Raw genomic sequence first — 24,219 nt, 5'->3', positions numbered from 1 at the left:
GTGTCACCTATAAGCTGGGGCAATTCTTGCCTCAGCTTGATCGGTAACTGTAAAATTTGCCGGGAAAATGACGGAAACCGGGCCAAGCCGTGCCGTTTCAGCGGCCCAGTTGCTGCTTCAACTGCAAAAGGTTTGGGTCCTCTGGGATGATCTCTAACCCCTGCTCCAGAACATCGCGTGCGGCCTGCGGCCCACGATTGATCTGCGCCAGCTGCACCAGCATTGGCCATGCTTCGGCGCGTTGCGGGTCAAGGGTAACCACCTCTTGAAACGCCCGCTCGGCAGCTGGCGCATTGCGGAACGTTAGGGCCATCCCGCCAAGCACAAGATGCGTTTCAGGAAAATCCAGTCGGTTGGAAATCGCCGACTGCCACTCGGACATGCCCTGCCCCGACAATTGCTGTTGTTCCGCAGTCAGGGCCTGCGGCGGAATGTTCAGAAACTCTTTTGCCGCCGAAATGCGGACGTTTCGCAACGGGTCGGACAGCAGCGGCTCAAGCCGTTGGATTTGATCGGGCAAGCTGGCCTGACGCTGCAAAGGCGCTGCGTTTGCGCGAACCAGAGCGTCCTCGTCCTCCAAAAGCCCAGCCGTTCTGGCCGCTATATCAACGGACCCAAAAGGTTGAAGCAGATAGGTGGCCGTGGCGCGCACGATACCGGGTTGATCACGGTCGGTCGCAATGTCCAGAAGTTCCTCCGGCCCATCCGCACGACCAAGCGTTGCTGCCTGAAAGGCCGATCCAAAATGCGGTTCTCGATGCGCGCTGTCAGGAAACCAGCCTTCGATCTGTTGGGCGGCCCATGTCTGATCCTGATCCGAATGGCAATCCGTACAGGCATCCTGCCCCAGCCCCAAATCGGGACGAGGTACACGGAAACTGTGATCGCGCCTGCCGTCGACACCCATATAGACACGCTCGATCATATGGCAGGACTTGCACTGCGCACCCTCGCTATTCTCTGGGTGATTGTGATGTTCCGGCGCGTCGTACTCTTTGGCAGCCAGAGTTGGAAACTTGGGATTCGCGGCAGGCGAGTGACACTGCGTACACACCCCGTTTCCATCTGCCCTCAGACTCGCGCTATGCGGCTCGTGACAATCCATGCAGCCCACGCCGCGGTCATACATCTTGGATTGTAGGAACGAGCCGTACACATAGACTTCATCCAAAATCTGACCATCCGGATGGTACAAACCCGGACGCAGAACCGCCAGATTATACGCGTCATGATAGGGCGTTCCGGGCAGTGGGTTGCCATCTCCATGCGCCTCACGACGGGAATGACACCCGGCGCATTGCTGAATCTCGGCCTCGGTCTGGCCTTTACCCCAATCCATCAGGAACCCGGTGTCGCCCAAACCCTGCGGCAGGCTTTGCCCCCCGACCCACTCGATATGCGCAGAACCCGGGCCATGGCAGCTTTCGCACCCGACCCCGATCTCGGCCTGTACCGAGTCGTATGTTCTGGTTTCAGCGTTGTATTGTTTCTCAAAACCAGTCGCGTGACATTCCGCACACCGCGCATTCCAGTTCTTGTAAGGTCCGGTCCAGTGCAACCCGTCATCGGGGGGTAAATCTTGATCCGGGTAAAGGTGAAACCACTGCTTGTTTTCGGTATCCCAAACAACATCGAAACTCTGCAACCGGCCGGGTTCTGTTTCGAACAAGTATTGCTGCAACGGCTCAATGCCGACGACGGAATGTACGCCGTATTCGGTGCTCATCCCGTCTTTTTCCGTGACTTTTGCGCTCAGCGCGCCTTCGGTGTCGGTGAATTCGACTGACATCCCGTCATGGTCGAACCGCGTTCCGTCAAAATCGGCAATAACCGCGCCGTCTTTAACCTCAGTCCAGGCCAGCGCGTGGTGGGAATTGGACCATGCCGCCGCCTCGTCTTTGTGACATTCAGCACATTGATCCGACCCGACATAGGCCGGAGACTGGCCAAAGGCGGCCACAGGCACAAACAGCCCGACACACAACGCCAGAAATTTCACTGAGAACCCCGATCCTGATTGTCTTCCAGATCCATCAAAGCGCCGTTGTATTCGGCACCAAGGATCAGAATTGCCGCGCACAGGTACAAAAAGATCAGCGCCGCCATGACGCCAGCCAAACCCGCATACGTGGCGCTGTAGCTGGCAAATTGCGCGATGTAGATCGAGAACCCCCACCCGCCGGCCGCCCACAAGGCCAACGTCAGAACAACGCCAGGCAGAATTTGCATCAGCTTGTGCCGCCGCGTTGGCAGGATCAGATGCGCCAACAGGACTGTGCCTGCCGGAACCGCAACCGTGAAGGTCCAGCGCAGCCTGTCTACCGACAACCAGTCCGACACGTTCACATCAGTCTTCTCGCTTACTAGTTGGGTGTAGGCGGGCAAAACAACTTCGACCGCGGCAATGGCCAGAATGGCAACACCACCAACAATAACCAGCCCCAGGCACAGCAACCGGGTTTTCCAGAACGGCCAAACGTCGCTATCGTGATAAGCTTGGTTCATGGCCGCCCGCACAGCCATCACACCGTTCGAGGCGAAGAAGATCGCCAGTAGACCACCCAGCGTTATGACGCCCGAGCCGGATTCCTGCAGGACGGCCCGCAATTCAGCCACGATTGGCCCCGCGACATCTTTGGGCCACGCTCCAAACACAAGCTCAATCAGTTCGTCGGTGACATAACCCTGAGACAATGACCCCGCCAAAGCCACTGTGAACAACACAAATGGAAACAAAGCCAGCATCAGGGACATAGCGACGTGACTGCTCATCACGAACCCGTTTTTGTTGTTGAACCGCACTACGGCCAGCCACAGCGCCTGAACTGGCCGGCCAATTGAGGGAATCACACGTGCATTCATGCGCTCAGCCTAACCCGCCTCGGCTTTGCTCTGAAATGGCAAATCCCTTGAGAACGTAAATTATCTGGCCCAAATGTTTGGGCACATTGCAGAATCTCGCTCAGCCGTGCAGGATCAGTTTCCAGAGCGACCATCAATCGTTGTAACGTGCCACGCGGCATTACAGGCGGGCTAAGCGATGACTTTGGAACCTAATCAGAACACGAGCGGTCCGCGGCTGAAGCTGTCGGTTGTTCGGGATGCGACAATTGTCGCCACACTGATTGTATTGGGACTTTACGCGGGTTCAGCATTCCTGATCCCGCTGACCATGGCTTTGTTGATCAACGTTTTGATTATCGCGCTGAGCGACCGGGTAATCTCGATGGCCCGGGTGCCCGTCTGGCTGGCCAACATCGCCGCAGTCACAGTTGTTTTGGCTGGCTTGTTCGTGATCATGTACATCCTCGGCAGCCAGGCGACGCAGTTCGCCCGATCCATCAGCACGTATGAAACCCAGTTCGACGGCGCCGTGAACCGGGTCACGGGGCTGGTTGGCAATGACGTCACCACGTTTATCCGTGACAATCTGGTCAGTATCGACATGTCCTATGTCGCGCGTGTGTTGCTCAGCAGTGCAACATCGCTACTGAACCAGTTTTTCCTGATCAGCCTGTACGTGGCCTTCCTGATGGCCGAACGTCTTGCTTTTCGCAAAAAGATACAACTGGCTGCGGGCAATCCCGAAACCGGGGCCGAATTCACCACAATTCTGGATGCGATCACCGACAGCTTGCAGCGCTATGTCGGGGTAAAAACCTTCATCAGCCTGGTCACGGCAGGCATCAGTTACTCGGTCTTCAAGGCGCTTGGGCTTGAATACGCCGAAACTTGGGCCGTGCTGACTTTTGCGCTGAACTTCATCCCGTCTATCGGTTCGATCATCGCCGTAATCTTTCCGGCCATGATTGCCCTCGTTCAATATGAAACGATCGGGCCTTTCCTGATCATCGTGTTCGGTTGCGGCACCATCCAGTTTCTGATCGGCAATTTTGTTGACCCTGCCTTGCTGGGCCGGTCGCTGAACATGTCTACGTTTCTGGTGATCCTCGCGCTAACGTTCTGGACAACCGTTTGGGGGCTGATCGGTGCATTCCTAAGTGTTCCTTTGACTGTCTGCATTCTGATCATCTTCAGCCACATTCCTGCCCTTAGGCCAGTGGCTATTCTGATGTCTCTTGATGGCCGCCTTGGTGATGACAACGCACCCGCACGGACCCAATAATCTGTGCAAAACCCGATCTTCATAGGGTCCGAGATCTATCGCCATTCGACCTATGGTTCAAAACACCCGCTGGCTATCCCGCGCGTCTCCACCGTCATGGACCTGTGCCGCGCGCTGGGCTGGATCAATTCGGAAAATTACAGGGTCAGCCCCCGCGCAAAACCCGGCGCGCTGCACCGCTTTCACACGCCGGACTACATAGATGCGCTGCAGGCCGCGGAAAGAGCTCAAAGCGTCTCGGATGATGTACGCTCGACCTATGCGCTGGGCACACTGTCCAACCCGGTATTCCCCGAGATGTACAGACGCCCCGCCACTGCGGCCGGAGGATCAATGTTGGGCGCTGAACTGATCCGCGATGGCGGCATCGTTTACAACCCTGCGGGCGGAACACATCACGGCCTGCCCGACCGTGCCAATGGGTTTTGTTATCTGAACGACCCGGTTTTGGCGATCCTGACCCTGTTGCGAATGGGCCTGGACCGGATTGTCTACGTCGATATCGACGCCCATCACTGCGACGGGGTCGAGGCCGCCTTTCAGGGTTCGGACACGGTTCGGATGATTTCCATTCATGAAGCCCAACGGTGGCCCTTCACCGGAAGGCTTGATGATGATGCAGGCGGCGCGGCGTTTAACCTTCCGGTGTCCAGAAACCTAAACGATGATGAATTTGACGCCATTCTCGACCAGCTGATCCTGCCCACGGCTGAGGCCTTCAAACCGCAAGCCCTTGTCCTGCAATGCGGCGCCGATGCGGTTGCCGAGGACCCACTGTCGCGCCTGGCGCTGTCCAACAATTCTCACTGGAAAGCCGTCGCCGCACTGAAAGGTCTTGCGCCCCGCGTTCTGGTCCTGGGCGGAGGCGGTTATAACCCGTGGTCAGTTGGCCGCTTGTGGACTGGTGTTTGGGCCACCTTGAACGACTTCGACATCCCCGAAATGCTGGAGGCGGACGCGCAAGCCATCCTCGACGCATTGACCTGGAACCGGGCAGCTGGCCGAAACCCTCCGATTCATTGGCTTCGAACGTTGCGAGACGCGCCAAATCACGGACCTATCCGACCAGAACTGAAGGAAGATTTGCGCCGTCTGACTGGGCGGATTTCACAGTAGATCGGTGAAATAAAGGCTGCTAACATACCGCTGCTACGACACATTTTCTAATTACCGCACAAAATCACAAAGTCAGTTTGGAAAATTGACGTCGATTGGACCCACCAAATGAATGCACTCAATCAGATAAATGATCTCAAAGCCCGAATGGGACAATCCATTATCGGACAGACTGACGTGATCGACCGCCTGCTGATCGGGATGTTGGCCAACGGAAACTTGCTGATCGAAGGGCTTCCCGGTTTGGCCAAGACCCGCGCGGTCAAGGCAATGGCACGTAACCTGGATGCACGTTTCAGCCGGATTCAGTTCACTCCGGATCTGCTGCCATCGGACGTCACGGGGACCGAGGTGTTTCAGCAGACCGATGACGGTGGAACGTTCCGGTTCGAGCCAGGCCCGATCTTCGCCAATATCGTTCTCGCGGACGAGATCAACCGCGCTCCCGCCAAAGTTCAGGCTGCGTTGCTTGAAGCGATGGAAGAACGGCAAGTAACCGTCTCGGGAACCACGCATAAAATGGAACCGCTGTTTATTGTGATGGCGACCCAGAACCCGATTGAACAGGAAGGCACCTATCCCTTGCCCGAAGCGCAAATGGACCGGTTCCTGATGCATGTTCAGATCACTTACCCCCCGGTTGAAGATGAAGTTGAGGTGATCCGTCTGGTTCGGGGCGAAGAAATCGCGGCGGGTAAAGGCGCAACCAATGAAGCGCCGCCGACAATCCCGCAGGACGCCGTATTCGCCGCGCGTTCTGAAATAGGTCAGATCCACGTATCCGACGCAATGGACCGCTACATGGCCGATCTGGTGCAGGCCACGCGAACGCCCGGCGCGCTCAGTGAAGAACTGGCCGGTTGGATCGACATCGGTGCCAGCCCGCGCGCCTCGCTTGCCTTGGACAAATGCGGTCGCGCGCATGCCTGGATGAACCAGCGCGATTATGTCGACCCGGCAGATATTCGCGCCATCGCACATGATGTATTCCGCCACCGCATCACCCTGAGCTTCGAGGCACAAGGCAGCGCCAAATCTGCGGATGATGTGATTTCGGAAATCCTGCAGCTTGTTGCGCTGCCCTGAAACCAAAGGAACGCCGCGTGTCCCAGACCGCCGCATATCCCGACGACCCACGCATACACGTTGATGCGGACCACCTTTTAAAGCTGGGTCCAAAGTCCCGTGCGATCAGCCTGCTGCCCCGCCAACCTGCCCGTTCGCTCCTAAACGGCCGGCATGCCTCACGCTTGCGCGGGCGCGGTCTGAACTTTGAAGAACTGCGGAATTATCTGCCCGGGGACGACATCCGTACCATCGACTGGAAAGTGACCGCGCGCACCGGAGAACCCCATGTTAGGGTCTATACCGAGGAACGCGACCGCCCCGCCCTTTTGCTTGTGGACCAGCGCATTTCGATGTTTTTCGGCACGCAAGTCTACATGAAATCGGTCATCGCGGCCGAAGCCGCGGCGATCTCTGCACACCGGGTGCTGGGGCAAGGCGACCGGGTCGGCGGGATCGTCTTTGGCGATTCCGATGTGGCCGAACACCGACCCCAACGCCGACCCGCTGCCCTGATGCGATTCCTGTCATCGGTGGGCGCGCTGAATTCAAACCTACGTGCAACGTTGCGGGATGAACCAACCGTGGCATTGAATGATGTGCTGAAACAGGCCGCGCGGATCGCGCATACCAATACTTTGGTGTGTGTGTTTTCTGATTTCGATGGCCTGAATGAGGTGTCAGAGAAACTACTTAGCAGACTTTCTGCCTCGAATGATCTGATATTGTTCAATATTTCTGATCCCAGTTCGCGTGAACTTGCCACGAACCTTCGGCTTACAGTGTCCGATGGCAACCGTCAGATTGAACTCGACAGCTCGGATCCCGATTTGTCGCACCGAATAAGAACAGCGCTGGAAGATCGACTTGCCCAGCTACAGACGTGGTCGCGCCGCTATGGATTTCCCGTAGTACCGCTGACCACGGCGGAGCCGACGCTCGACCAGTTGCTCAAGCTATTTGGTCATCCCGGAGGCCGAAGATGAGCGTCGATGTCGAAGGCAAATCACTGGTCGACCTGCTGGACATGCTGGAACCTGCCCCGGTGCCCGAGCCCATATCCATGATACCGCAGACCTGGGGGTGGAGTGTTTTGGCCTTAATCCTTGCTGGGCTTATCATCCTTGGCGTTTATGCCTTTCTTCGCCACCGACAGTTTAATGCATACCGACGTGAAGCGTTGATCGAATTGGCCGCGTCAGACCACGACGCCGCAAAGATAGCCGAGATACTCCGCCGCACGGCTCTGGTCGCATATCCACGTCGGAAAGTCGCTGCACTGCATGGAGAAGAATGGACCAACTTCCTAAACCAAACCTCTGATAATGTTACCTTTACTGATTGCGCTGGCCGCCAACTTGTGGAAGCACCATACAGAGATGTAAAAGCCGATCCTGATCTTGAAATCCTCGCGCAAAATTGGATCAAATCCCATAAGCGGGAAAGGACAGCGTGATGTTCTCCTTTGCCGCGCCTTGGGTTTTCCTCCTGCTCCCGTTGCCATTTTTAGTGTATCGGCTTGCCCCACCGTATCGCGAAAAAAGCAGCTCGATCCGCATCCCATTCTTTCGCCATGTCGCACAGGCCGCTGGAGTTGAACCCAAGTCAGGATCCGTCATTCCCCACCGAGCACGGTTTCAGGCCGCCGCAATCGCATTGATCTGGCTTTTTCTGGTGGCTGCCATGGCCCGCCCGGAAAAACTTGGTGAACCTTTGGTTATCGAAAAGTCAGCGCGCGACGTGGTGCTTGCCTTGGACATTTCAGGATCAATGGATCAGCGGGACTTCACAACAACGGATGGCGCTGCAAAACAACGACTGGCCGCGGTTAAGGATGTTCTGCGTCAATTTATTGCCGAACGCCAAGGTGACCGGATGGCTCTGATCATCTTTGGTACCCGGGCCTTTGTTCAAGCCCCTTTCACCGAAGATCTGAACAGTTTGAATGGGTTCCTGGATCAAACTCAAGTTGGTATGGCCGGTCCAAATACTGCGTTGGGGGATGCAATTGGTCTGGGCATACGCACCTTTGACTCCAGTAAGGTCGACCAGCGCCTGATGATCGTTCTAAGCGACGGGGCGGATACGTCCAGCCGCATGACGCCGGTAAACGCCGCAGCAATCGCGGCCGAGAAAGGCGTCGTCATCTATACGATCGGCGTTGGCGACCCAGACACATCGGGCGAGGACCGGGTTGATCTGGACGCGTTAAAAGACATCGCGGAACGGACGGGCGGCGAGTACTTCTTTGCAGATGACGAAGAGGCATTGGCTGACACATACGCACGCATTGACGAACTCAATCCCCGCGTTGTGGAAACACAAAGCTATAGACCACGTGAAAGCCTTGCACATTACCCGCTTGCGTTGGCATTGCTGACAATGCTCATCACTATGACCGGCCAACATGTCATCCAGCGGCGCCGAGGTGCAGCATGAGCGACGCGTTGGCGGATTTCCATTTCTTGCGAGTCTCTTGGCTGCTGCTCCTCATCCCTATTGCGATACTCTGGTGGGTGATGCGGCCCAAACCCAATTCGCACTCCCAATCCATAACCGGCATCGCGCCGCACCTTGCCGCCGCCCTGACCCTGGGGGCAGAAAACAAGAAGCGTGTGTACCCGATAGACGTCGCGATGATCGCAGCAACCCTGGTCACATTAGCGGCGGCCGGACCGACATGGTCACGGGCCCCGAACCCTTTGGTTGCGGACACGGCCCCGCTGGTAATAGCATTGAAGGTCACGGACAGTATGGAGGAACCGGACCTGCCACCATCCCGGCTGGATCGGGCCAAGTTCAAAGTGGCTGATCTTATCAATGCGCGTGTCGGAGCACAGACGGCGTTGATTGCCTACGCCGGAACCCCACACAGCGTTGCGCCCCTGACCGAAGACGCCAACATCCTGCGCCCGCTTTTGGAGGGCCTCGCGCCAGCAGTCATGCCAAAACAAGGGGATGCAGCCGCAGACGCACTGACCCTTGCCGAAACGATCCTGAACGACAGTGATACACCCGGCGCAGTTTTGTTTGTTCTGGACGACCTCGACCCGTCTCAACTCGCTGGTTTTGAGAACACAACAGTGCCCGTGTTCTTTCTAACAATGCTGCCGAACGGTCAAAACATCGCTCAATTAAATGATCTGAGGACCGCGACGGATGTTCCATTCTCTAACGATGAACGTGATATCAATCGCTTAGAGCGTCAAATTCAATCCGCTTACACTGCGGCGCTGGACGACGATGATCGATTGGACTGGCAGGACAGAGGGTGGATGTTGGCCTGGCCCGCCGCGTTTTTGTCGTTGCTTTGGTTCCGGCGCGGTTGGGTGATCCGTTTGTTGTTGCTGGCTGTGATTTTTGCGGCTCCTTCAGGATCCGCAAAAGCCGATGGTTGGCGAGATTGGTTCCTGACCCCGGATCAACAGGGGCAGATTGCGATGAACCAGAAACGTTACGCTCAGGCGGCAGAGTTGTTTGGAGACCCATATCACAAGGGGTATGCACAGCTGAAAGCAGGTCAGTACCCCGAAGCCGCGGCAGTCTTTGCCGAACTGGACACACCCGAGGCTGCGTTTTCCGAGGGAATGGCGCGCATTCGAAACCGCGAGTACAGGCCAGCCATAGCAGCATTTGAAACGGCTTTGGAGCGTCGGCCAAATTGGCCCGAAGCGCAACACAACTTGGACGTTTCCAAAGCGATCCTCGACTTCGTTGAAACAACCCGGGAGCAGTCGGACACAGGCGAAGAAGCGGGCATCGGGGCCGATGACACAGTCTTTGACAATGAAGCCGGGCGCGGCGAGGACACGACCATTCAGGCCCCGACCGAAGGTGCGCAGGCCATGTCTGCCGATCAGTGGATCAGCACGATCGACACAGATATGCAGGACTTTCTGCGAAATCGCTTTTTGTTGGAAAATCAGGAGCAGCAGCAATGAGATACCTCATATTCCTCATGCTGTTTTTCCCGGTACAACTGGGGGCGCAGACAGGTGTTCAACCGCAGGTCACAGCCGAGGCACCGACCGATCCGGTTACTGTTGGGCAACCGGCAATCGTACGGATAAAGGTACTTGTCCCCACTTTCATGCCGTCCCCGCCGGTTTTTCCGTCGCTCGAACAAGAAAACATACTTGTTCGCCTGCCTGAGCGTGCTTCTGGCCCAATCAGCGAAACTGTGGATGGAGAGACCTGGTCCGGTGTTCAACGCAGCTACCGTCTGTATCCGCTTCAGGCTGGGCCGATTGAATTCGGCAAGCAAGAGGTTGTGGTGACCTTTGCCGATCCAGAAACGAATGCTCCAACGACGGTCAATATTCCTTTGCCCGAAATGACCTTGAACGCCATTGTACCAGAGGGCGCTCGCGATCTGGACCCGCTGATCCTGGCGACGGGGTTCACGGTCGACCAGCAGATCGACGGATCAACCGAAATGGAAAACGGGGGTGCCATCACTCGACGCCTGACTGCCAAAATTACCGGCACGACGCCCCTTCTGGTGCCTGAATTGATCCCCGACATGCAGGACGCGCTTCTGAGCGCCTATCCGAAAGAGCCGCGTTTTACCGAAAGCGAGGACCGGGGTGTTCTGTCTGGCCAGCGCGTTGATGAGATCGTCTATCTTGCGCAACAAGGTGGCCAGACCCAACTGCAGCCTATCACGATCCGGTGGTACAATCTGGACACCAATCAGGTTGAGAAAATTGATATCGACGCGGTTGATCTAACGCTTGCGCCACCAAAGTGGCAGCCACCGGATGCGGATACGATTTTCAGGTTGCTTGCCTTGGCGGCCGGTTTGACACTGGTTCTTTGGGCATTTGTACGGTTCCTTGGTCCACGTGTCACAAGTTGGAAACAGGCGCGGCGCGACAGATATCGAATATCTCCGGACTTTGCGTTGGATGCATTGAGGAAAGCTTTGCAAGCCAATGATATTTCAATGTCTTATTCCGCCTTGGAGATGTGGAAGCTGCGAAGCGACACCCCCGACAAGGCAATTGGCCTGGAAGAACAACTGGCAAGGATCGGGGCCGCAAGATACTCATCACGCACGGGCCCAAAACCCGAGGCTTGGGCAGCGGCATTGTCCGAACTCAAGGTCATGAAACAGACGGAACACCGCGCTCGGAACCCGTTACCACCGCTTAACCCTTAGGGTCAGCACTGGCAGGCGGCGATCAACTTGCGCCTATCCTTAAGCCGTACGCGGCCATACCCAAGCTCGATCAATCCCAGCTCTACCAAGTTGTGCAATTTACGGTGTAGCGTAGGCAACGACACTGCCACCATTTCGGCCAGTTCATCCTGTGACACGACGATCCACCCATCGGATTTTGAGGCCCCTTCATCCAGGTGTAAAAGGCGCAGAACCAACCGTTTTTCCGCCCCGGTCACCGCCAGATTTGCCATGATACGAAGCGCAGTTTGCATGTTCTCATGCGATAAAGCATAGAAATCACGAACATATTCGGGATTGTCACGAACAAGTCGGTCCAGCCGCCGAGATGGAAAAAACAATGCCCGCGTTTTCTGTGTCGCAACAACACTTACCAGTCGGTTGGACTCGGCTAACAACGCAAGATCACCGATCCAGAACCCGCCACCCTGTCTGTGGACAACGAAGTCCTGTCCATCATCCGCAGGTGCAGTGATTTGAACGGAACCCTCTAGAACCGCAAAGACCCCGTTGGCGGGATCTCCGTAGTTATACAGCGCCTCACCCTCATCGAAAGATTTTGCGACCCCGCATGCAAGTAAATCCGATTGAAAGCTTGCGCCTCGCGCCCCGAACCACCCTGAGGCAAGCAGCATCTGTCGGTCACGTGGGTTTTCAAACATTAGTATTCATCAATCTCATCATATGATAGGTTTCCGAGCATTGTCATAGCCTAAGGTAAGGCTATTCGATTCTCGACGTAATGTGAATTTTTCCTACCGGGAATCAATACGTTGTTGGCGGAAAAGATAATCGCCGCCATCAATTACTTTTAGATCAACGGATCATTAAGATCCGGCCAATTCAGGAGTAGACCATGTCACCACCCCTATTGATTACAGATAGTTGGCGCGGCACATTGCGCAAATTCGCCGTAGCTACCGTCGCGGTTGCGCTGGCCCTGCCCGCCTGGGCCCAGGATCAAAAGCCCAATATTCTTGTGATCTGGGGCGACGACATCGGACAATCCAATATCTCGGCCTATACGATGGGCCTGATGGGATACCAAACGCCGAACATTGACCGTGTCGCGAAAGAAGGCATGATCTTTACCGACTATTATGGTGAACAATCCTGCACCGCCGGTCGTTCATCTTATATCATGGGCCAATCGGTATTCCGCACGGGCCTGTCAAAGGTCGGTCTGCCGGGTGCAAAAGAAGGTATGCAGGTCGAGGACCCGACCATTGCCGGTCTCCTGAAAGCTCACGGCTATGCAACAGGTCAATTTGGTAAAAACCACCTGGGCGATCGGGACGAAATGCTTCCGACCAATCATGGTTTCGATGAGTTTTTCGGCAATCTCTATCACTTGAATGCAGAGGAAGAGCCCGAGAACGAAGACTATCCCCAAAACGCTGAATTCCGCGAGCGGTTCGGTCCGCGTGGGGTCATCAAATCCAGTTCCGATGGCATGATCGAAGACACCGGCCCGCTTACCAAAAAGCGGATGGAAACCGTGGATGACGAAACAGTTGCGGCCGCGCTCGACTTCATCACGCGCAAAACCGAAGAAGGCGTACCGTGGTTTGTCTGGTGGTCGGGTACTCGGATGCATTTCCGTACGCATGTCAAAGACGAAATGCGTACAAAGGCTGACGAAATTGCCGGCAAGCATATGGACGAGTACCAAGCGGGTATGATCGAGCATGACATGCACATCGGTCAATTCCTTGCTCTGCTGGATGAACTGGGGATCGCAGACAATACCATCGTTCATTATTCCACCGACAATGGCCCTCATATGAACACTTGGCCAGATGCGGCCATGACGCCGTTCCGGGGTGAAAAGAACACCAACTACGAAGGTGGGTGGCGCGTGCCATCCATGGTACGTTGGCCCGGTAACATTGAGGCCGGTTCGGTCAGCAATGAAATCATGCATCACATGGATTGGTTGCCTACTTATCTGGCGGTCGCCGGAAATCCGGACATCAAGGAGCAGCTTCTGGAAGGGATCACCGTTGCCGAAGTGGGCGGCGGACGAGACTACAAAGTGCATCTCGATGGATACAATTTCCTGCCATACCTGACCGGTGAGGCCGAAGAAGGCCCACGGCACGAGATTTTCTACTTCTCGGATGATGGTGATTTGACTGCGCTGCGCTATGACGATTGGAAGGCCGTGTTCCTCGAGCACCGCTATCCGCAGACTCTGCGCGCCTGGGCCGAACCCTGGACCGAACTGCGCATTCCATTGCTGTTCAACCTGCGCCGCGATCCCTACGAGCGGGCCAATATCACCTCGAACACCTATTGGGACTGGTACATTGACCGAGTCTACCTGCTGTTGCCAGCGGCTGAATATGTAGGCCAGTTCCTTGATACTTTCGAAGAGTTCCCACCGCGGCAGAAGCCCGGTAGCTTTACGATTGGCGATGCCAAGGACAAGATCTTCAGTCAGGTTGGCTCGAAGTAAAACCGAAAAACCAGAACCCGCAGTACCCATCTGGCACTGCGGGTTTTTTTGATTTGTTTGCAGCATTTTTATTGCCGCAAGATGCGTCAAAGGTAACGAACCATGACACGAACACTCTCTGCTCTTGCTGTGGCAGTCGCTCTGAACAGTTTCGGAAATTTCACCGCGTCAGCGGACCCGCTGCCCTCTTGGGCGGAATCGGATTCGCGGGACCGCATTATCGAATTTGTCGCCGCCGTGACCGACCCGCAGCGCCCTGAATATGTGACGCCAGCAGAAAGGATCGCCGTTTTCGACAATGACGGCACGCTTTGGGCCGAACAACCTGTGTATTTTCAATTGATCTTTGCTATGGATCGGCTGGCTCATATGGCTAAGGATGACCCTTCGATCCTGACTACGCCCGTTTTGCAGGCCGCTGCGACAGGCGATCTGAAGACGGTCGCGGAAGGTGGTCATGATGCCTTGATCGAGGTGTTGAATGCCTCTCATTCCGGCGTCACGGTCGACGAGTTCCAAAGCGCCGTCGCCGACTGGCTGGAAACCGCCCGGCACCCGGAAACCGAACTGCCCTATGACCAGATGACCTATCAGCCGATGGTCGAGTTACTGCGGTATTTGCGAGACGAAGGGTTCAAGACCTACATTGTCTCCGGCGGTGGAGTGCACTTTATGCGCGTCTTCGCCGAGGAAGCCTATGGCATCCCACCCGAACGGATTCTGGGTACATACATGGACACCACTTATGACAGCGCGGACGGTGGACCGGTTATCACCAAAGCTGATGGCATCGCTTTTGTGGACGACAAGGAAGGCAAGCCGATCAACATCGAGCGCACGATCGGCAGACGCCCGATTCTGGCCGGGGGGAATTCGGATGGCGATTTTGCCATGTTGGAATGGACCACCACAGGCGATGGCCTACGGTTGGGTGTTCTGATTCACCATACCGATGCAGAACGTGAATGGGCCTATGACCGGGAAAGCCCAATCGGCAAACTGGTCGATGGATTGGACAAAGGGCCAGACATGGGTTGGGTGATTGTAGATATGGCGCAAGACTGGTCACGCATCTACACTGGGGCAAACTGAACCACCACGGAGCCCGATAACCCCATGTGGACACTGCTTGTTTCCGCCTTCGTCTTTGCGCTTTACACAACAGCAGTTTTCTTTTCTGTACGCGCGGCCCAAACCGCGCGGACACCTCAGGGCGCGGTCGGGTGGGTGGTCTTTCTGATCTCGGCCCCGATGTTTGGCGTGCCGCTTTACCTGTTTTTGGGACACCATAGATTTCGGGGCTACCGTATCGCGCGCAAGGAAAGCCAGCGCGTGGTTCAGGGGATCAAGACTTTCGCCGACTACTCAACGCCCGATGCCGACAAATTGCTTATCAACCCCAAACCGTTCGAGGCGCTGGCGCAAATGCCCGTGTCGCGCGGCAACGGGGCAGAGCTATTGGTGGATGGGCAGGCCACCTTTGATGCGATTTTTGAGGCGATTGATGCTGCCAAAACTTACGTTCTGATCCAGTTCTACATCGTTCGCGCCGATGCGTTGGGTCAGAAGCTGAAAGACAAGCTGATCGAAGCAGCCAAACGCGGTGTCAGCGTCCGGTTCATGATGGATGCCGTCGGCAGTTACGCCCTACCCAAGGACTACATCGAAGAGATGCGCGAGGCCGGTATCGCCGTTTCGGATCCGCATGAACAACGCGGACCAAAATTCCGTTTCCAGTTGAACTACCGCAACCACCGCAAAACCGTTGTTATCGATGGCGAAACGGGATTCATCGGTGGTCACAACATCGGGGTCGAATATCTGGGCCAGGACCCGCATTTCGGACATTGGCGCGATACCCATGTCAGGTTGACCGGCCACATTGTCCGGCAATTGCAGTTGATATTCATCGAAGACTGGCATTGGGCGCATGAAGAAGATCTGATCGACCAGTTGGATTGGGCCGGGTCCGAGGCGGACCAGGACATCAATGCGCTGCTAGTCGCGACAGGCCCCGGCGATGAAACCGAAACCGGGTCGATGATGTTCTTCGCCGCCATCACAGAGGCGCGGAACCGGATCTGGATCGCGTCCCCCTATTTCGTACCCGACATCGATATCATGACCGCCCTGAAACACGCGGCTTTGCGCGGTGTCGATGTGCGCATTCTTGTTCCTGATGTTATTGATCACCGCCTGCCGTGGCTGGCGGCTTTTGCCTATTTTGATGAAGTTCGCGCCTGCGGTGCACAAGTCCTGCGCTATACGGACGGGTTCATGCATCAAAAGGTCTTCGTTGTGGATGACTCACTGGCCGCAGTGGGCACGACCAATCTGGACAATCGATCATTTCGGTTGAATTTCGAGGCAATGGCCCTGTTCTTTGATCCCCAGACCACAGCCGCAGTCGATGCGATGCTGCAAAAAGACTTTGCCAAAAGCTATGAGCTGACGCGCTATCTGGAACAGCAACCAGTACACATACGCCTCGGCGCTCCGCTGGCGCGATTATTCTCACCCATCCTTTAAGCCATGAACCTTTCCTGAAACACCCGGGTCATAAGGGCGACCATGTAGGCCGTGGACAACCCAAAGGCCAACAGGCCTGTAACTGCAGCAAAAGTACCGAAAATCCGCAGATCTTCGCCCAAGACGATGTCGCCGTAGCCAAGTGTTGTGAATGAGACCAACGAGAAATAAAGCGCCGTGTTCCAGTCGGGCAATACATCGCCGAAAACCCAGACGATGGCCCAAATCCAGACCTGAATGGTGTGGGTCGCGACAATAAAGGCAAGCGCGGTTGCAATTGGACCGGCCGTTGCCAAAATTGCACCTCTGGCTTCCCAACGCTCGATCAGCCTGTTGATGGCCAGCGTGCACATTGTCAGAAGAAAGATTTCGACCAGAAAGCAAAGCCCGAGAAACGTGCTGCCCCAAAGGATCTGCTGTGACAAGGTCATGTTTTCGCATCCTGAATTGTACCGACGACGGATCGCCTAACAATGACCTGCACTTTCGGCTGAGACAACCCGCTCACCCATGTTCATAGTGCGGCGAAAGGAACCTATGACGTGTCAGCGCTGGACAGTTGGCGAAACTGTTGCAAATCCTTGTAAAAATGAGGGCGAACATGCTTGTGATATTTGACAAGGTTCAGAAATCCTATCCCGGTGGTCGGCCGGTCCTGTGCGACGTGTCATTGTCGCTGGATCGCGGCCAAACGCTAGCCCTGACCGGCGAAAGCGGCAGCGGTAAAAGCACCCTGCTGAACCTTGCTGCTGCATTGGACACTGTGGACAGAGGGGAAATCACACTGGACGGCGTAGCCCTGTCGCAACTGGATGATCCGGGCCGGGCCGCCCTGCGCCGCACGTCCTTATCGCTGGTGTTTCAGCAATTTAACTTGATCCCATCTTTGACAGCAGGTCAAAACCTGTCGTTTCATGCCCGGTTGGCCGGATGCCACGACCCCGATTGGTGCGCCCATCTGGCCCTGCGGCTGGGCCTTTCCGATCTGCTTGATCGATATCCCGAGAACCTGTCGGGCGGACAACAACAGCGCGTTGCCATCGGTCGTGCCATGGCCGCCCGGCCCAAATTGCTACTGGCGGATGAACCTACGGGAAACCTGGACGAAACCGCCAGCGCCACCGTTCTTGACCTCATGTTGGCTCTTGTTGCGGATACCGGGGCCGCGCTGCTTTTGGTCACCCATTCGCACGAGATTGCGGCCCGTTTGGATCGGCGTGTGCATCTGTCTGGCGGGCTTATCGCATGACGCTGACCGTCATTCAGGCGCTGGCTTCTCATTGGCGGGCGCACAGTCTGCAACTGGCGACCCTGCTGATCGGCCTGGCCCTTGCAACCGGTCTTTGGTCGGCGGTGCAGGCCATCAATGCCGAGGCCCGCGCCAGTTATGATCGTGCCGCCGATCAACTGGCACTGGGTCGGTTTGACGAATTGCACAACCCCGCCGATCCAATCCCCCTGTCGCGTTACGTCGAGCTGAGGCGCGCGGGCTGGCAGGTTGCTGCGGTACTGGAAGGCCCATTGCGGGTTCAAGGTCAGACATTACGGGTCCTTGGCGTAGATATGGTGGCCTATCCCGCCCTGCCCGCCGTCACACAGATGGAACAAAGCAGCACGCCACCCGACCCTGCCGATATGTTGACCGCGCCGGGGCGATTGCTGACGACCCCGGTTTTGGAGCCGCTATTGGCCGGCCAGACCGGTTTGCCTCCGATCCTGATCAGCGATGCCTTACCGCCCGATCTGATCCTGACCGACATCGGTGTGGCCGAGACGTTACTGAAGAAGCCGGGAGAGATTTCGCACCTGATCATTTTGCCGGATCAGCCCGGTTCAATTCCACCGCTGTCGACTATTGCCCCCGAATTGGAGCGGGTCCCGGCACAGGAACAACTGGATACCGCACAACTGACCGACAGTTTTCACCTAAACCTGTCCGCCTTTGGCCTGCTGTCCTTTGCGGTGGGTCTGTTCATCGTGCACGGAACCGTGGGCCTGGCCTTTGCCCAGCGGCGCGGCATGATCCGAACCTTGCGCGCTTTGGGTGTTTCGATGCGACGGCTGGTTTGGCTGATCATGGCTGAGCTTTCCGTGCTGGCGATTGTCGGCGGAATACTCGGTTTGGTGCTTGGCTTTTTCCTCGCAGGCGCGCTGTTGCCGGATGTGGCTGCAAGTTTGCGCGGACTTTATGGCGCACCTGTCAGCGGCCAGATCTCATTGCAACCACAATGGGCACTGTCCGGGTTGGCGATGGCCTTGGGTGGCACGTTTCTGGCCAGCGGACACGCCTTGTATCGCCTGTCGCGAATGCCGATTCTAAGCGGCGCAGGCTTGCAGGCCTGGCGTAGCGCGGCTTCGGGTAGCTGGGTCGTCGCCCTTGCCGGTGTCGCCGCTATTGTCGGTGGCATTCTGGCCCTGTTGTTGTTCGGGGGGTTGGTGGCCGGTTTCGTCATGGTCGCCGGGTTGCTGGTCGGATCCGCGTTGGTATTGCCCTATGCCTTGTCGCGCGTCCTGATCCTGTTTCAGCGATCAGCGAAAGGGCCAATAGCCCAATGGGTCTGGTCGGACATGCGCGCCCAACTGCCGGGCTTATCTTTGGCGCTGATGGCCCTGTTGCTGGCGCTTGCCGCGAATATCGGCGTAGGCACGATGGTTTCCAGCTTTCGGTTGACCTTTACCGGCTGGCTGGACCAGCGCCTTACATCCGAGCTCTACGTCACCGCTGCCACCGATCAGCAGGGTAAGGACATCGCAGAATGGCTGAACCCGCAGGTAGATGCCATCTTGCCGATCCGAAGCGTTGAACTGGCGAAATCGTCGGGGCCTCTGTTTCTCTATGGTATCATCGACGATCAGACTTATCGTGAGAAATGGCCGCTTATCAGCACCTCGGAACGTGTTTGGGACCGAGTCCACGACGGAACCGCTGTGCTGATCAACGAACAACTTGCCCGCCGGGAAAACCTTTGGCCTGGCGACTCTTTGGCCATCACACCCGCCGACACGATGACCATCGCAGGTGTCTATTCGGACTATGGCAACCCAACCGGTCAGGCCATCGTTTCTATGGCCCAACTTGATCAGATCGCGCCCGGCGCTGAGGCGCGCCGGTTTGGCATTCGTGTCGCGCCTGATCGGGCCACGGATCTGGCTCAGGCCTTGCGCGAGCAGTTCGACCTGCCCCGCCGAGCAGTCGTCCAGCAAGCTGCAATGAAGGCGCAATCCATGCAGGTGTTCGAAAAGACCTTCGTTGTGACCTCGGCCTTGAACATCCTGACGCTGGGGGTTGCAGGGTTCGCCATTCTGACCAGCCTGCTGACGTTGTGGACGCAGCGCCTGCCCCAAATTGCACCCATCTGGGCACTTGGGCTGACCCGTGCAGAACTGGCCCGGCTTGAACTTTTACGCAGCGTGCTGCTGGCCGCTTTGACCGCCTTGCTGGCTCTGCCGCTGGGGTTGGCTTTAGCGTGGACCTTGCTGACTGTCATCAATGTCGAGGCGTTTGGCTGGAGGCTGCCGATGTACCTGTTCCCTGTCGACTGGGTTTATCTGTTGGGTTTGACCCTGCTTGCGGCAACCGTTGCCGCGGCCCTGCCTGCCGCCCGTTTGCTGCGCCTGCCGCCTGCGGATCTACTGAAGGTGTTTGCCAATGAACGTTAGGATCTGGCTTATAGTCTTGCTGCTGGCCGTGCCGGGCATTGCCTGCGCGCAGGGATACGCAGGCCTGGGCGGTTCGGCTGAAGGGTTCACTGTGCCCCAGCCGGAATATGCGTTTCAATTCCCGCAGGATCATGGCCCCCACCCAGACTACCGGATCGAGTGGTGGTATCTGACAGCAAACCTGAAAGGTGAAGACGGGCGCGATTACGGTATCCAGTGGACCCTGTTTCGGTCCGCACTGAAACCGCATGAGGTCGAGGGGTGGCAAAGCCCGCAGATATGGATGGGCCATGCTGCGGTGACCACGCCCGACAAACACTATTTCGCGGAGCGTCTGTCGCGCGGCGGCATCGGTCAGGCAGGGGTTACGGCAGCGCCATTCGAGGCGTGGATCGACGAATGGCACATGCGCGGGTCAGACCCAAACGTGGTCAGCCTTTCTGCAAACGGCGCGGATTTCGGCTATGACCTAAAGCTCGAAGCCAACGGGCCGTTCGTGTTTCACGGCGAGAACGGATATTCGGTGAAATCCGGCGACGGGCAAGCCAGCTATTACTATTCCCAGCCGTTTTACGAGGTAAAAGGCGTTTTGCGGCTGCCAGATGGCGACGTGGCGGTCACCGGGCAAGGCTGGCTGGACCGCGAATGGTCATCACAACCTTTGGCCGCAGATCAAAGCGGCTGGGATTGGTTCTCGCTCAGCTTTGACAATGGCGACAAGATGATGGCTTTTCGGTTACGCGGCGACCGAGGTGATTTCACCGCGGCTACGTGGATCACCGCCAATGGTACGACGACCGCGATCCCCGATGGTTCGGTCACGTTCGAGCCGCTGACGACCGCGCCCGTTGCTGGCCGCGACGTACCTGTCAGATGGCGCGTCACATTGCCTGACCGGGATCTGGACGTCGAGGTATCAGCGCTGACACCCGACGCGTGGGTGGCCACCCGGTTTGAATACTGGGAAGGTCCCGTCCAGATCAGCGGCAGCCATTCCGGACGGGGATATCTTGAAATGACAGGGTACTGATCCGCCCAGTTTTCTTAGCGCACCACGTAGACAGAGACGTCTGAATGCCGCACGACCCGTGCAGCATTTGGGCCCAGCAGATAATCTTTCAAGTCGGGTTTGTGCGCACCGATCACGATCAGATCGCTGCCGGCGCTTTCTGCAGTTTTCAGGATTTCCTGATAGGCAGTACCTGTCGCGACCACGTGGCGGATCTTTTCATTCCGATCTGCCCCCAGTGTGGACACACACATCTCGGCTAGTTTGGTATGTGCCTCTTCCAGAGCCTTGTCGTGAAAATCACTTTCGAAAAAGCCAGACACCCAGCTTTCTCCGAAATCCGGCAGGACCGTCACCACATCCAGTTGAGCACCTTCCTGATCGGCCAGCTTCGCAGCTTTCTGTAGGACATGCGTATCAAGATCGCCGTTGCTGATATCGACGGCACAGAGCACAGCGTTTGTCATGCGGTCACCTCTTGTCTGGCGGCACGGCCGCGCTGAAGGAAAGCGATCAGACCCAGCAACAACATTGCCGGAATATAGATCAACTGTTTCGGTGGCTGACTGGCCGGCAAGCTGACCGAAGTCAGGCGCACCGCCTCATCCCCATAGTAGTCGAAGATATCCAGATCATCCGCGACCGGAGTTCCGAACAGCGGCTCTTCCAGTTTGACCAGGCCGTCTTCCTCAAGCAGCAGCAGGCCCATCGCGTCGACACGCGCTTGCCCACCCTCCTCGCTGCCAACGGGAACAACAACCGTCGTGTCCGTCATCTCAAGCGTGTCAAAGTCCGGCCCGCTGATGACCATGCGCACCTCGGTACCCGGAGGCGTTTCGCCGATGGTCTCCACAAACGCAGCAGGCTCAACCGAGGTAAACGGTGGCGCAATGCGGTTCATGAAGAAGTCGGGCCTGAACAGCGCGAATGCCACCAGGATCAGCGCGATGCTTTCATAGATCCGGCTGCGGGTCAGGAAGTAACCCATTGTGCCGGCCGTAAAGACGAGAATGGCGATTGTCGCAAATATCGCCACGGTTATGCCTTCGACCCACGTCACATCAATCAGCAGCAGGTCAGTGTTGAAGATGAACACGAACGGCAAGGCCACGGTGCGCAGGCTGTAAAAGAACGCGATGAAACCGGTTTTGATTGCGTCACCACCGGATACTGCGGCGGCCGCAAAGCTTGCCAATCCAACCGGCGGGGTCACGTCTGCCATGATCCCAAAGTAGAAGACGAACAGGTGCACCGCGATCAACGGCACGATAAGTCCGCTTTGCGCACCCAGCTCAACAACCACACCAGCCATCAGTGAACTGACCACAATATAGTTCGCAGTTGTCGGCAGGCCCATGCCCAGGATCAGGCTCAGCAGGCCGACCATAATCAGCATCAGGATCAGATTGCCGCCTGACAGGAACTCAACCAGGTCAGCCATCACTTGCCCGACACCAGTCAAGGTCACGGTGCCCACGATGACGCCTGCAGTTGCCGTTGCCAGCGCGATACCAATCATGTTCCGCGCGCCGTCGATCATGCCCTGCCAAAGGTCTGCGACACCATCAATGAACGTGTTGTAGACGTTGCTTTGCCCGCGGAATATCGCCTTGAGCGGCTTCTGCGTCAGCAGGATCACGAACAGCAGCGTCGTGGCCCAGAAGGCCGACAGACCCGGTGACTTCTGCTCGATCATCAAGAAGTAGACCAGCACGATAATCGGCAACAGGTAGTGCAGCCCAGCTTTGTAGATGTCGGCAATGACCGGCAAGGTCACTTCTTTGGCGTTTGGATCATCCGGCTCAAGATCCGGCACCTGAGCGGCCAGATACAGCAGTGCCACATAGATGGCACAGATGATCAGGCTGAGGACCAGCCCAGCCGATGACGGCACCCAGCTAGTGACTGCTTCGACCGGGAATTGAGAACCGTAGCACAGTCCGGCAAAGACCAGGAAGAAGGACAACATACCAACAACTGTGCGCGCCAGCTTTACGTCGCGGTCGCCCAGCGTGGGCATGTTCCGCTTCACGGCCTCAAGGTGCACGATGTAGACAAGCGCGATGTATGAAATCGCGGCAGGCAGGAAGGCGTGGGTGATCACCTCGACATAAGAAATGCCGACATATTCCACCATCAAGAAGGCCGCAGCCCCCATCACGGGCGGCATGATCTGGCCGTTCACGGATGAGGCAACCTCGACCGATCCGGCCTGTTCGCTGCTGAACCCAACACGCTTCATCAGCGGTATGGTGAACGTACCGGTGGTCACAACGTTGGCGATGGACGAACCCGAGATCAGGCCGGTCGCGGCCGAACCCACGACGGCCGCCTTGGCAGGACCACCACGCAGGTGCCCCAAGGCACCGAAGGCCATCTTGATAAAGTAGTTCCCTGCCCCGGCCTTATCCAGCAAGGCCCCGAACAGAACGAACAGGAAAACGAATTTGGTCGAAACCCCAAGCGCGATACCAAACACGCCCTCGGACGTGATCCACATATGGCTCATGGCCTTTTTCAGGCTTGCGCCTTTCCAGCGAATAACCTCGGGAACCCAATCAGAGGATCCGAAAAACACATATACCAGAAAGATCGTCGCAATGATCGCCATTGCGGGGCCAAGCGCACGACGCGCGGCCTCGAACAACAACAGCAGACCAACCAGGGCGACCCATTTGTCGGTGTCATCCGCAAGACCGCCTGCATCGACGATCTTGTTGTAAAAGAAATAACCATACAGCGCGACAAAGGCGCCCAGCAGCCCCATGATCCAATCCTGAACCGGGATATAGTTGCGCGGGCTTGATTTCAGCGCCGGATAGGCTGCAAAGGCCAGAAACAACGCAAAGGCCAGGTGAAACTGCCGCGCGTTGTTCACAACGCTGCCGGGCAGAACATAGTTCGCCAGAGGCGAGGCCAGGACGACCTGAAAGATCGACCAGATCGCGGCCACCACGGCCAGGAATATCCCGACATTACCGACCGGATTACGTCCACCCGCATCGGATGAGGCCACAAGATCCTGTAGCTCTTCTTCGGATAGCGGACGATTGGATTGTGTGTCGGAACTCATG

The 24,219-nt window shown here is 56.8% G+C and carries 20 protein-coding genes; 14 read left to right on the top strand and 6 right to left on the bottom strand.

Annotated elements, in window-relative coordinates; translation table 11 throughout:
• Positions 1–97: 97 nt before the first annotated feature.
• Positions 98–1,999 (bottom strand): multiheme c-type cytochrome, encoded by a 1,902-nt coding sequence (locus DK510_RS09470; protein ID WP_109311857.1) that lies wholly within the window; start codon positions 1,997–1,999, stop codon positions 98–100.
• Complete coding sequence (locus DK510_RS09465) at positions 1,996–2,862, bottom strand: YihY/virulence factor BrkB family protein (RefSeq protein ID WP_058271700.1); 867 nt, start codon at positions 2,860–2,862, stop codon at positions 1,996–1,998. The genes DK510_RS09470 and DK510_RS09465 overlap by 4 nt, the downstream gene beginning before the upstream one ends.
• Before the next feature lie 178 nt (positions 2,863–3,040).
• On the opposite strand from DK510_RS09465, the gene DK510_RS09460 reads away from it, so the two are divergent.
• From DK510_RS09460 to DK510_RS09425, 8 genes are all read left to right on the top strand, one after another.
• Complete coding sequence (locus tag DK510_RS09460; protein ID WP_109311856.1) at positions 3,041–4,126, top strand: AI-2E family transporter; 1,086 nt, start codon at positions 3,041–3,043, stop codon at positions 4,124–4,126.
• 3 nt (positions 4,127–4,129) lie between these two features.
• Positions 4,130–5,242, top strand: a complete 1,113-nt coding sequence (locus tag DK510_RS09455) for an acetoin utilization protein AcuC (RefSeq protein ID WP_234998997.1) — start codon at positions 4,130–4,132, stop codon at positions 5,240–5,242.
• Positions 5,243–5,350: 108 nt separating this feature from the next.
• Entirely contained in the window at positions 5,351–6,328 is a 978-nt protein-coding gene (locus DK510_RS09450) for a MoxR family ATPase (RefSeq protein WP_109311855.1), read from the top strand.
• A 17-nt stretch (positions 6,329–6,345) separates the two neighbouring features.
• Complete coding sequence (locus DK510_RS09445; RefSeq protein WP_109311854.1) at positions 6,346–7,293, top strand: DUF58 domain-containing protein; 948 nt, start codon at positions 6,346–6,348, stop codon at positions 7,291–7,293.
• Complete coding sequence (locus DK510_RS09440) at positions 7,290–7,763, top strand: DUF4381 domain-containing protein (protein WP_109311853.1); 474 nt, start codon at positions 7,290–7,292, stop codon at positions 7,761–7,763. The genes DK510_RS09445 and DK510_RS09440 overlap by 4 nt, the downstream gene beginning before the upstream one ends.
• Entirely contained in the window at positions 7,763–8,746 is a 984-nt protein-coding gene (locus tag DK510_RS09435; RefSeq protein ID WP_109311852.1) for a VWA domain-containing protein, read from the top strand. The genes DK510_RS09440 and DK510_RS09435 overlap by 1 nt, the downstream gene beginning before the upstream one ends.
• A complete protein-coding gene (locus DK510_RS09430; RefSeq protein ID WP_109311851.1) occupies positions 8,743–10,248 on the top strand; it encodes a VWA domain-containing protein in 1,506 nt (501 codons plus the stop codon). Before DK510_RS09435 ends, DK510_RS09430 begins: the two co-directional genes overlap by 4 nt.
• Entirely contained in the window at positions 10,245–11,468 is a 1,224-nt protein-coding gene (locus tag DK510_RS09425; protein ID WP_109311850.1) for a BatD family protein, read from the top strand. Before DK510_RS09430 ends, DK510_RS09425 begins: the two co-directional genes overlap by 4 nt.
• 2 nt (positions 11,469–11,470) lie before the next feature.
• Here DK510_RS09425 and DK510_RS09420 read toward each other — a convergent pair whose 3' ends face one another.
• Positions 11,471–12,151, bottom strand: a complete 681-nt coding sequence (locus DK510_RS09420; RefSeq protein WP_058271709.1) for a Crp/Fnr family transcriptional regulator — start codon at positions 12,149–12,151, stop codon at positions 11,471–11,473.
• Between the two features lie 194 nt (positions 12,152–12,345).
• On the opposite strand from DK510_RS09420, the gene DK510_RS09415 reads away from it, so the two are divergent.
• The 3 genes from DK510_RS09415 to cls all read left to right on the top strand — a co-directional run bounded on the left by DK510_RS09415 (position 12,346) and on the right by cls (position 16,476).
• Complete coding sequence (locus DK510_RS09415; RefSeq protein WP_109311849.1) at positions 12,346–13,947, top strand: arylsulfatase; 1,602 nt, start codon at positions 12,346–12,348, stop codon at positions 13,945–13,947.
• A gap of 102 nt (positions 13,948–14,049) precedes the next feature.
• Entirely contained in the window at positions 14,050–15,039 is a 990-nt protein-coding gene (locus DK510_RS09410) for an HAD family phosphatase (RefSeq protein ID WP_109311848.1), read from the top strand.
• 24 nt (positions 15,040–15,063) lie between these two features.
• The gene (gene cls / locus DK510_RS09405) at positions 15,064–16,476 is read left to right on the top strand and encodes a cardiolipin synthase (protein WP_109311847.1); all 1,413 of its coding nucleotides are present in this window, start codon (positions 15,064–15,066) and stop codon (positions 16,474–16,476) included.
• On the opposite strand, the gene DK510_RS09400 is transcribed toward cls, so the two are convergent.
• Positions 16,473–16,907 carry an ion channel gene (locus DK510_RS09400; RefSeq protein ID WP_109311846.1) on the bottom strand — a complete coding sequence of 145 codons (435 nt, stop codon included), beginning with the start codon at positions 16,905–16,907 and terminating at the stop codon, positions 16,473–16,475. The two genes, cls and DK510_RS09400, sit on opposite strands and share 4 nt — an antisense overlap.
• A gap of 170 nt (positions 16,908–17,077) precedes the next feature.
• Between DK510_RS09400 and DK510_RS09395 the strand changes: the two genes are divergently transcribed.
• From DK510_RS09395 to DK510_RS09385, 3 genes are read left to right on the top strand one after another with little or no spacing between them, the layout of a single operon-like run.
• A complete protein-coding gene (locus tag DK510_RS09395) occupies positions 17,078–17,725 on the top strand; it encodes an ABC transporter ATP-binding protein (protein ID WP_109311845.1) in 648 nt (215 codons plus the stop codon).
• The gene (locus tag DK510_RS09390) at positions 17,722–20,136 is read left to right on the top strand and encodes an ABC transporter permease (protein ID WP_109311844.1); all 2,415 of its coding nucleotides are present in this window, start codon (positions 17,722–17,724) and stop codon (positions 20,134–20,136) included. Before DK510_RS09395 ends, DK510_RS09390 begins: the two co-directional genes overlap by 4 nt.
• Positions 20,126–21,166 carry a lipocalin-like domain-containing protein gene (locus DK510_RS09385; protein ID WP_109311843.1) on the top strand — a complete coding sequence of 347 codons (1,041 nt, stop codon included), beginning with the start codon at positions 20,126–20,128 and terminating at the stop codon, positions 21,164–21,166. Before DK510_RS09390 ends, DK510_RS09385 begins: the two co-directional genes overlap by 11 nt.
• A 14-nt stretch (positions 21,167–21,180) precedes the next feature.
• Here DK510_RS09385 and DK510_RS09380 read toward each other — a convergent pair whose 3' ends face one another.
• Both DK510_RS09380 and DK510_RS09375 read right to left on the bottom strand, forming a co-directional pair.
• Positions 21,181–21,612 carry a universal stress protein gene (locus DK510_RS09380; protein WP_109311842.1) on the bottom strand — a complete coding sequence of 144 codons (432 nt, stop codon included), beginning with the start codon at positions 21,610–21,612 and terminating at the stop codon, positions 21,181–21,183.
• Complete coding sequence (locus tag DK510_RS09375; protein WP_109311841.1) at positions 21,609–24,218, bottom strand: TRAP transporter permease; 2,610 nt, start codon at positions 24,216–24,218, stop codon at positions 21,609–21,611. Before DK510_RS09375 ends, DK510_RS09380 begins: the two co-directional genes overlap by 4 nt.
• Position 24,219 lies beyond the last annotated feature (1 nt).

It is taken from the genome of Ruegeria sp. AU67 (assembly GCF_900312795.1).
GTDB classification, from domain to species: Bacteria; Pseudomonadota; Alphaproteobacteria; order Rhodobacterales; family Rhodobacteraceae; genus Ruegeria; species Ruegeria atlantica.
This window is presented reverse-complemented; position numbering and strand designations above follow the sequence as displayed.

Bases quoted from the DNA above. Each gene is read 5' to 3' on its own strand.
- DK510_RS09375 (WP_109311841.1), bottom strand. From the start codon at position 24,218: ATGAGTTCCGACACACAATCCAATCGTCCGCTATCCGAAGAAGAGCTA.
- DK510_RS09410 (WP_109311848.1), top strand. From the start codon at position 14,050: ATGACACGAACACTCTCTGCTCTTGCTGTGGCAGTCGCTCTGAACAGT.
- DK510_RS09425 (WP_109311850.1), top strand. From the start codon at position 10,245: ATGAGATACCTCATATTCCTCATGCTGTTTTTCCCGGTACAACTGGGG.
- DK510_RS09390 (WP_109311844.1), top strand. From the start codon at position 17,722: ATGACGCTGACCGTCATTCAGGCGCTGGCTTCTCATTGGCGGGCGCAC.
- DK510_RS09465 (WP_058271700.1), bottom strand. From the start codon at position 2,862: ATGAATGCACGTGTGATTCCCTCAATTGGCCGGCCAGTTCAGGCGCTG.
- DK510_RS09450 (WP_109311855.1), top strand. From the start codon at position 5,351: ATGAATGCACTCAATCAGATAAATGATCTCAAAGCCCGAATGGGACAA.
- DK510_RS09430 (WP_109311851.1), top strand. From the start codon at position 8,743: ATGAGCGACGCGTTGGCGGATTTCCATTTCTTGCGAGTCTCTTGGCTG.
- DK510_RS09460 (WP_109311856.1), top strand. From the start codon at position 3,041: ATGACTTTGGAACCTAATCAGAACACGAGCGGTCCGCGGCTGAAGCTG.
- DK510_RS09395 (WP_109311845.1), top strand. From the start codon at position 17,078: ATGCTTGTGATATTTGACAAGGTTCAGAAATCCTATCCCGGTGGTCGG.
- DK510_RS09400 (WP_109311846.1), bottom strand. From the start codon at position 16,907: ATGACCTTGTCACAGCAGATCCTTTGGGGCAGCACGTTTCTCGGGCTT.
- DK510_RS09415 (WP_109311849.1), top strand. From the start codon at position 12,346: ATGTCACCACCCCTATTGATTACAGATAGTTGGCGCGGCACATTGCGC.
- DK510_RS09435 (WP_109311852.1), top strand. From the start codon at position 7,763: ATGTTCTCCTTTGCCGCGCCTTGGGTTTTCCTCCTGCTCCCGTTGCCA.
- cls (WP_109311847.1), top strand. From the start codon at position 15,064: ATGTGGACACTGCTTGTTTCCGCCTTCGTCTTTGCGCTTTACACAACA.
- DK510_RS09420 (WP_058271709.1), bottom strand. From the start codon at position 12,151: ATGTTTGAAAACCCACGTGACCGACAGATGCTGCTTGCCTCAGGGTGG.
- DK510_RS09440 (WP_109311853.1), top strand. From the start codon at position 7,290: ATGAGCGTCGATGTCGAAGGCAAATCACTGGTCGACCTGCTGGACATG.
- DK510_RS09385 (WP_109311843.1), top strand. From the start codon at position 20,126: ATGAACGTTAGGATCTGGCTTATAGTCTTGCTGCTGGCCGTGCCGGGC.
- DK510_RS09380 (WP_109311842.1), bottom strand. From the start codon at position 21,612: ATGACAAACGCTGTGCTCTGTGCCGTCGATATCAGCAACGGCGATCTT.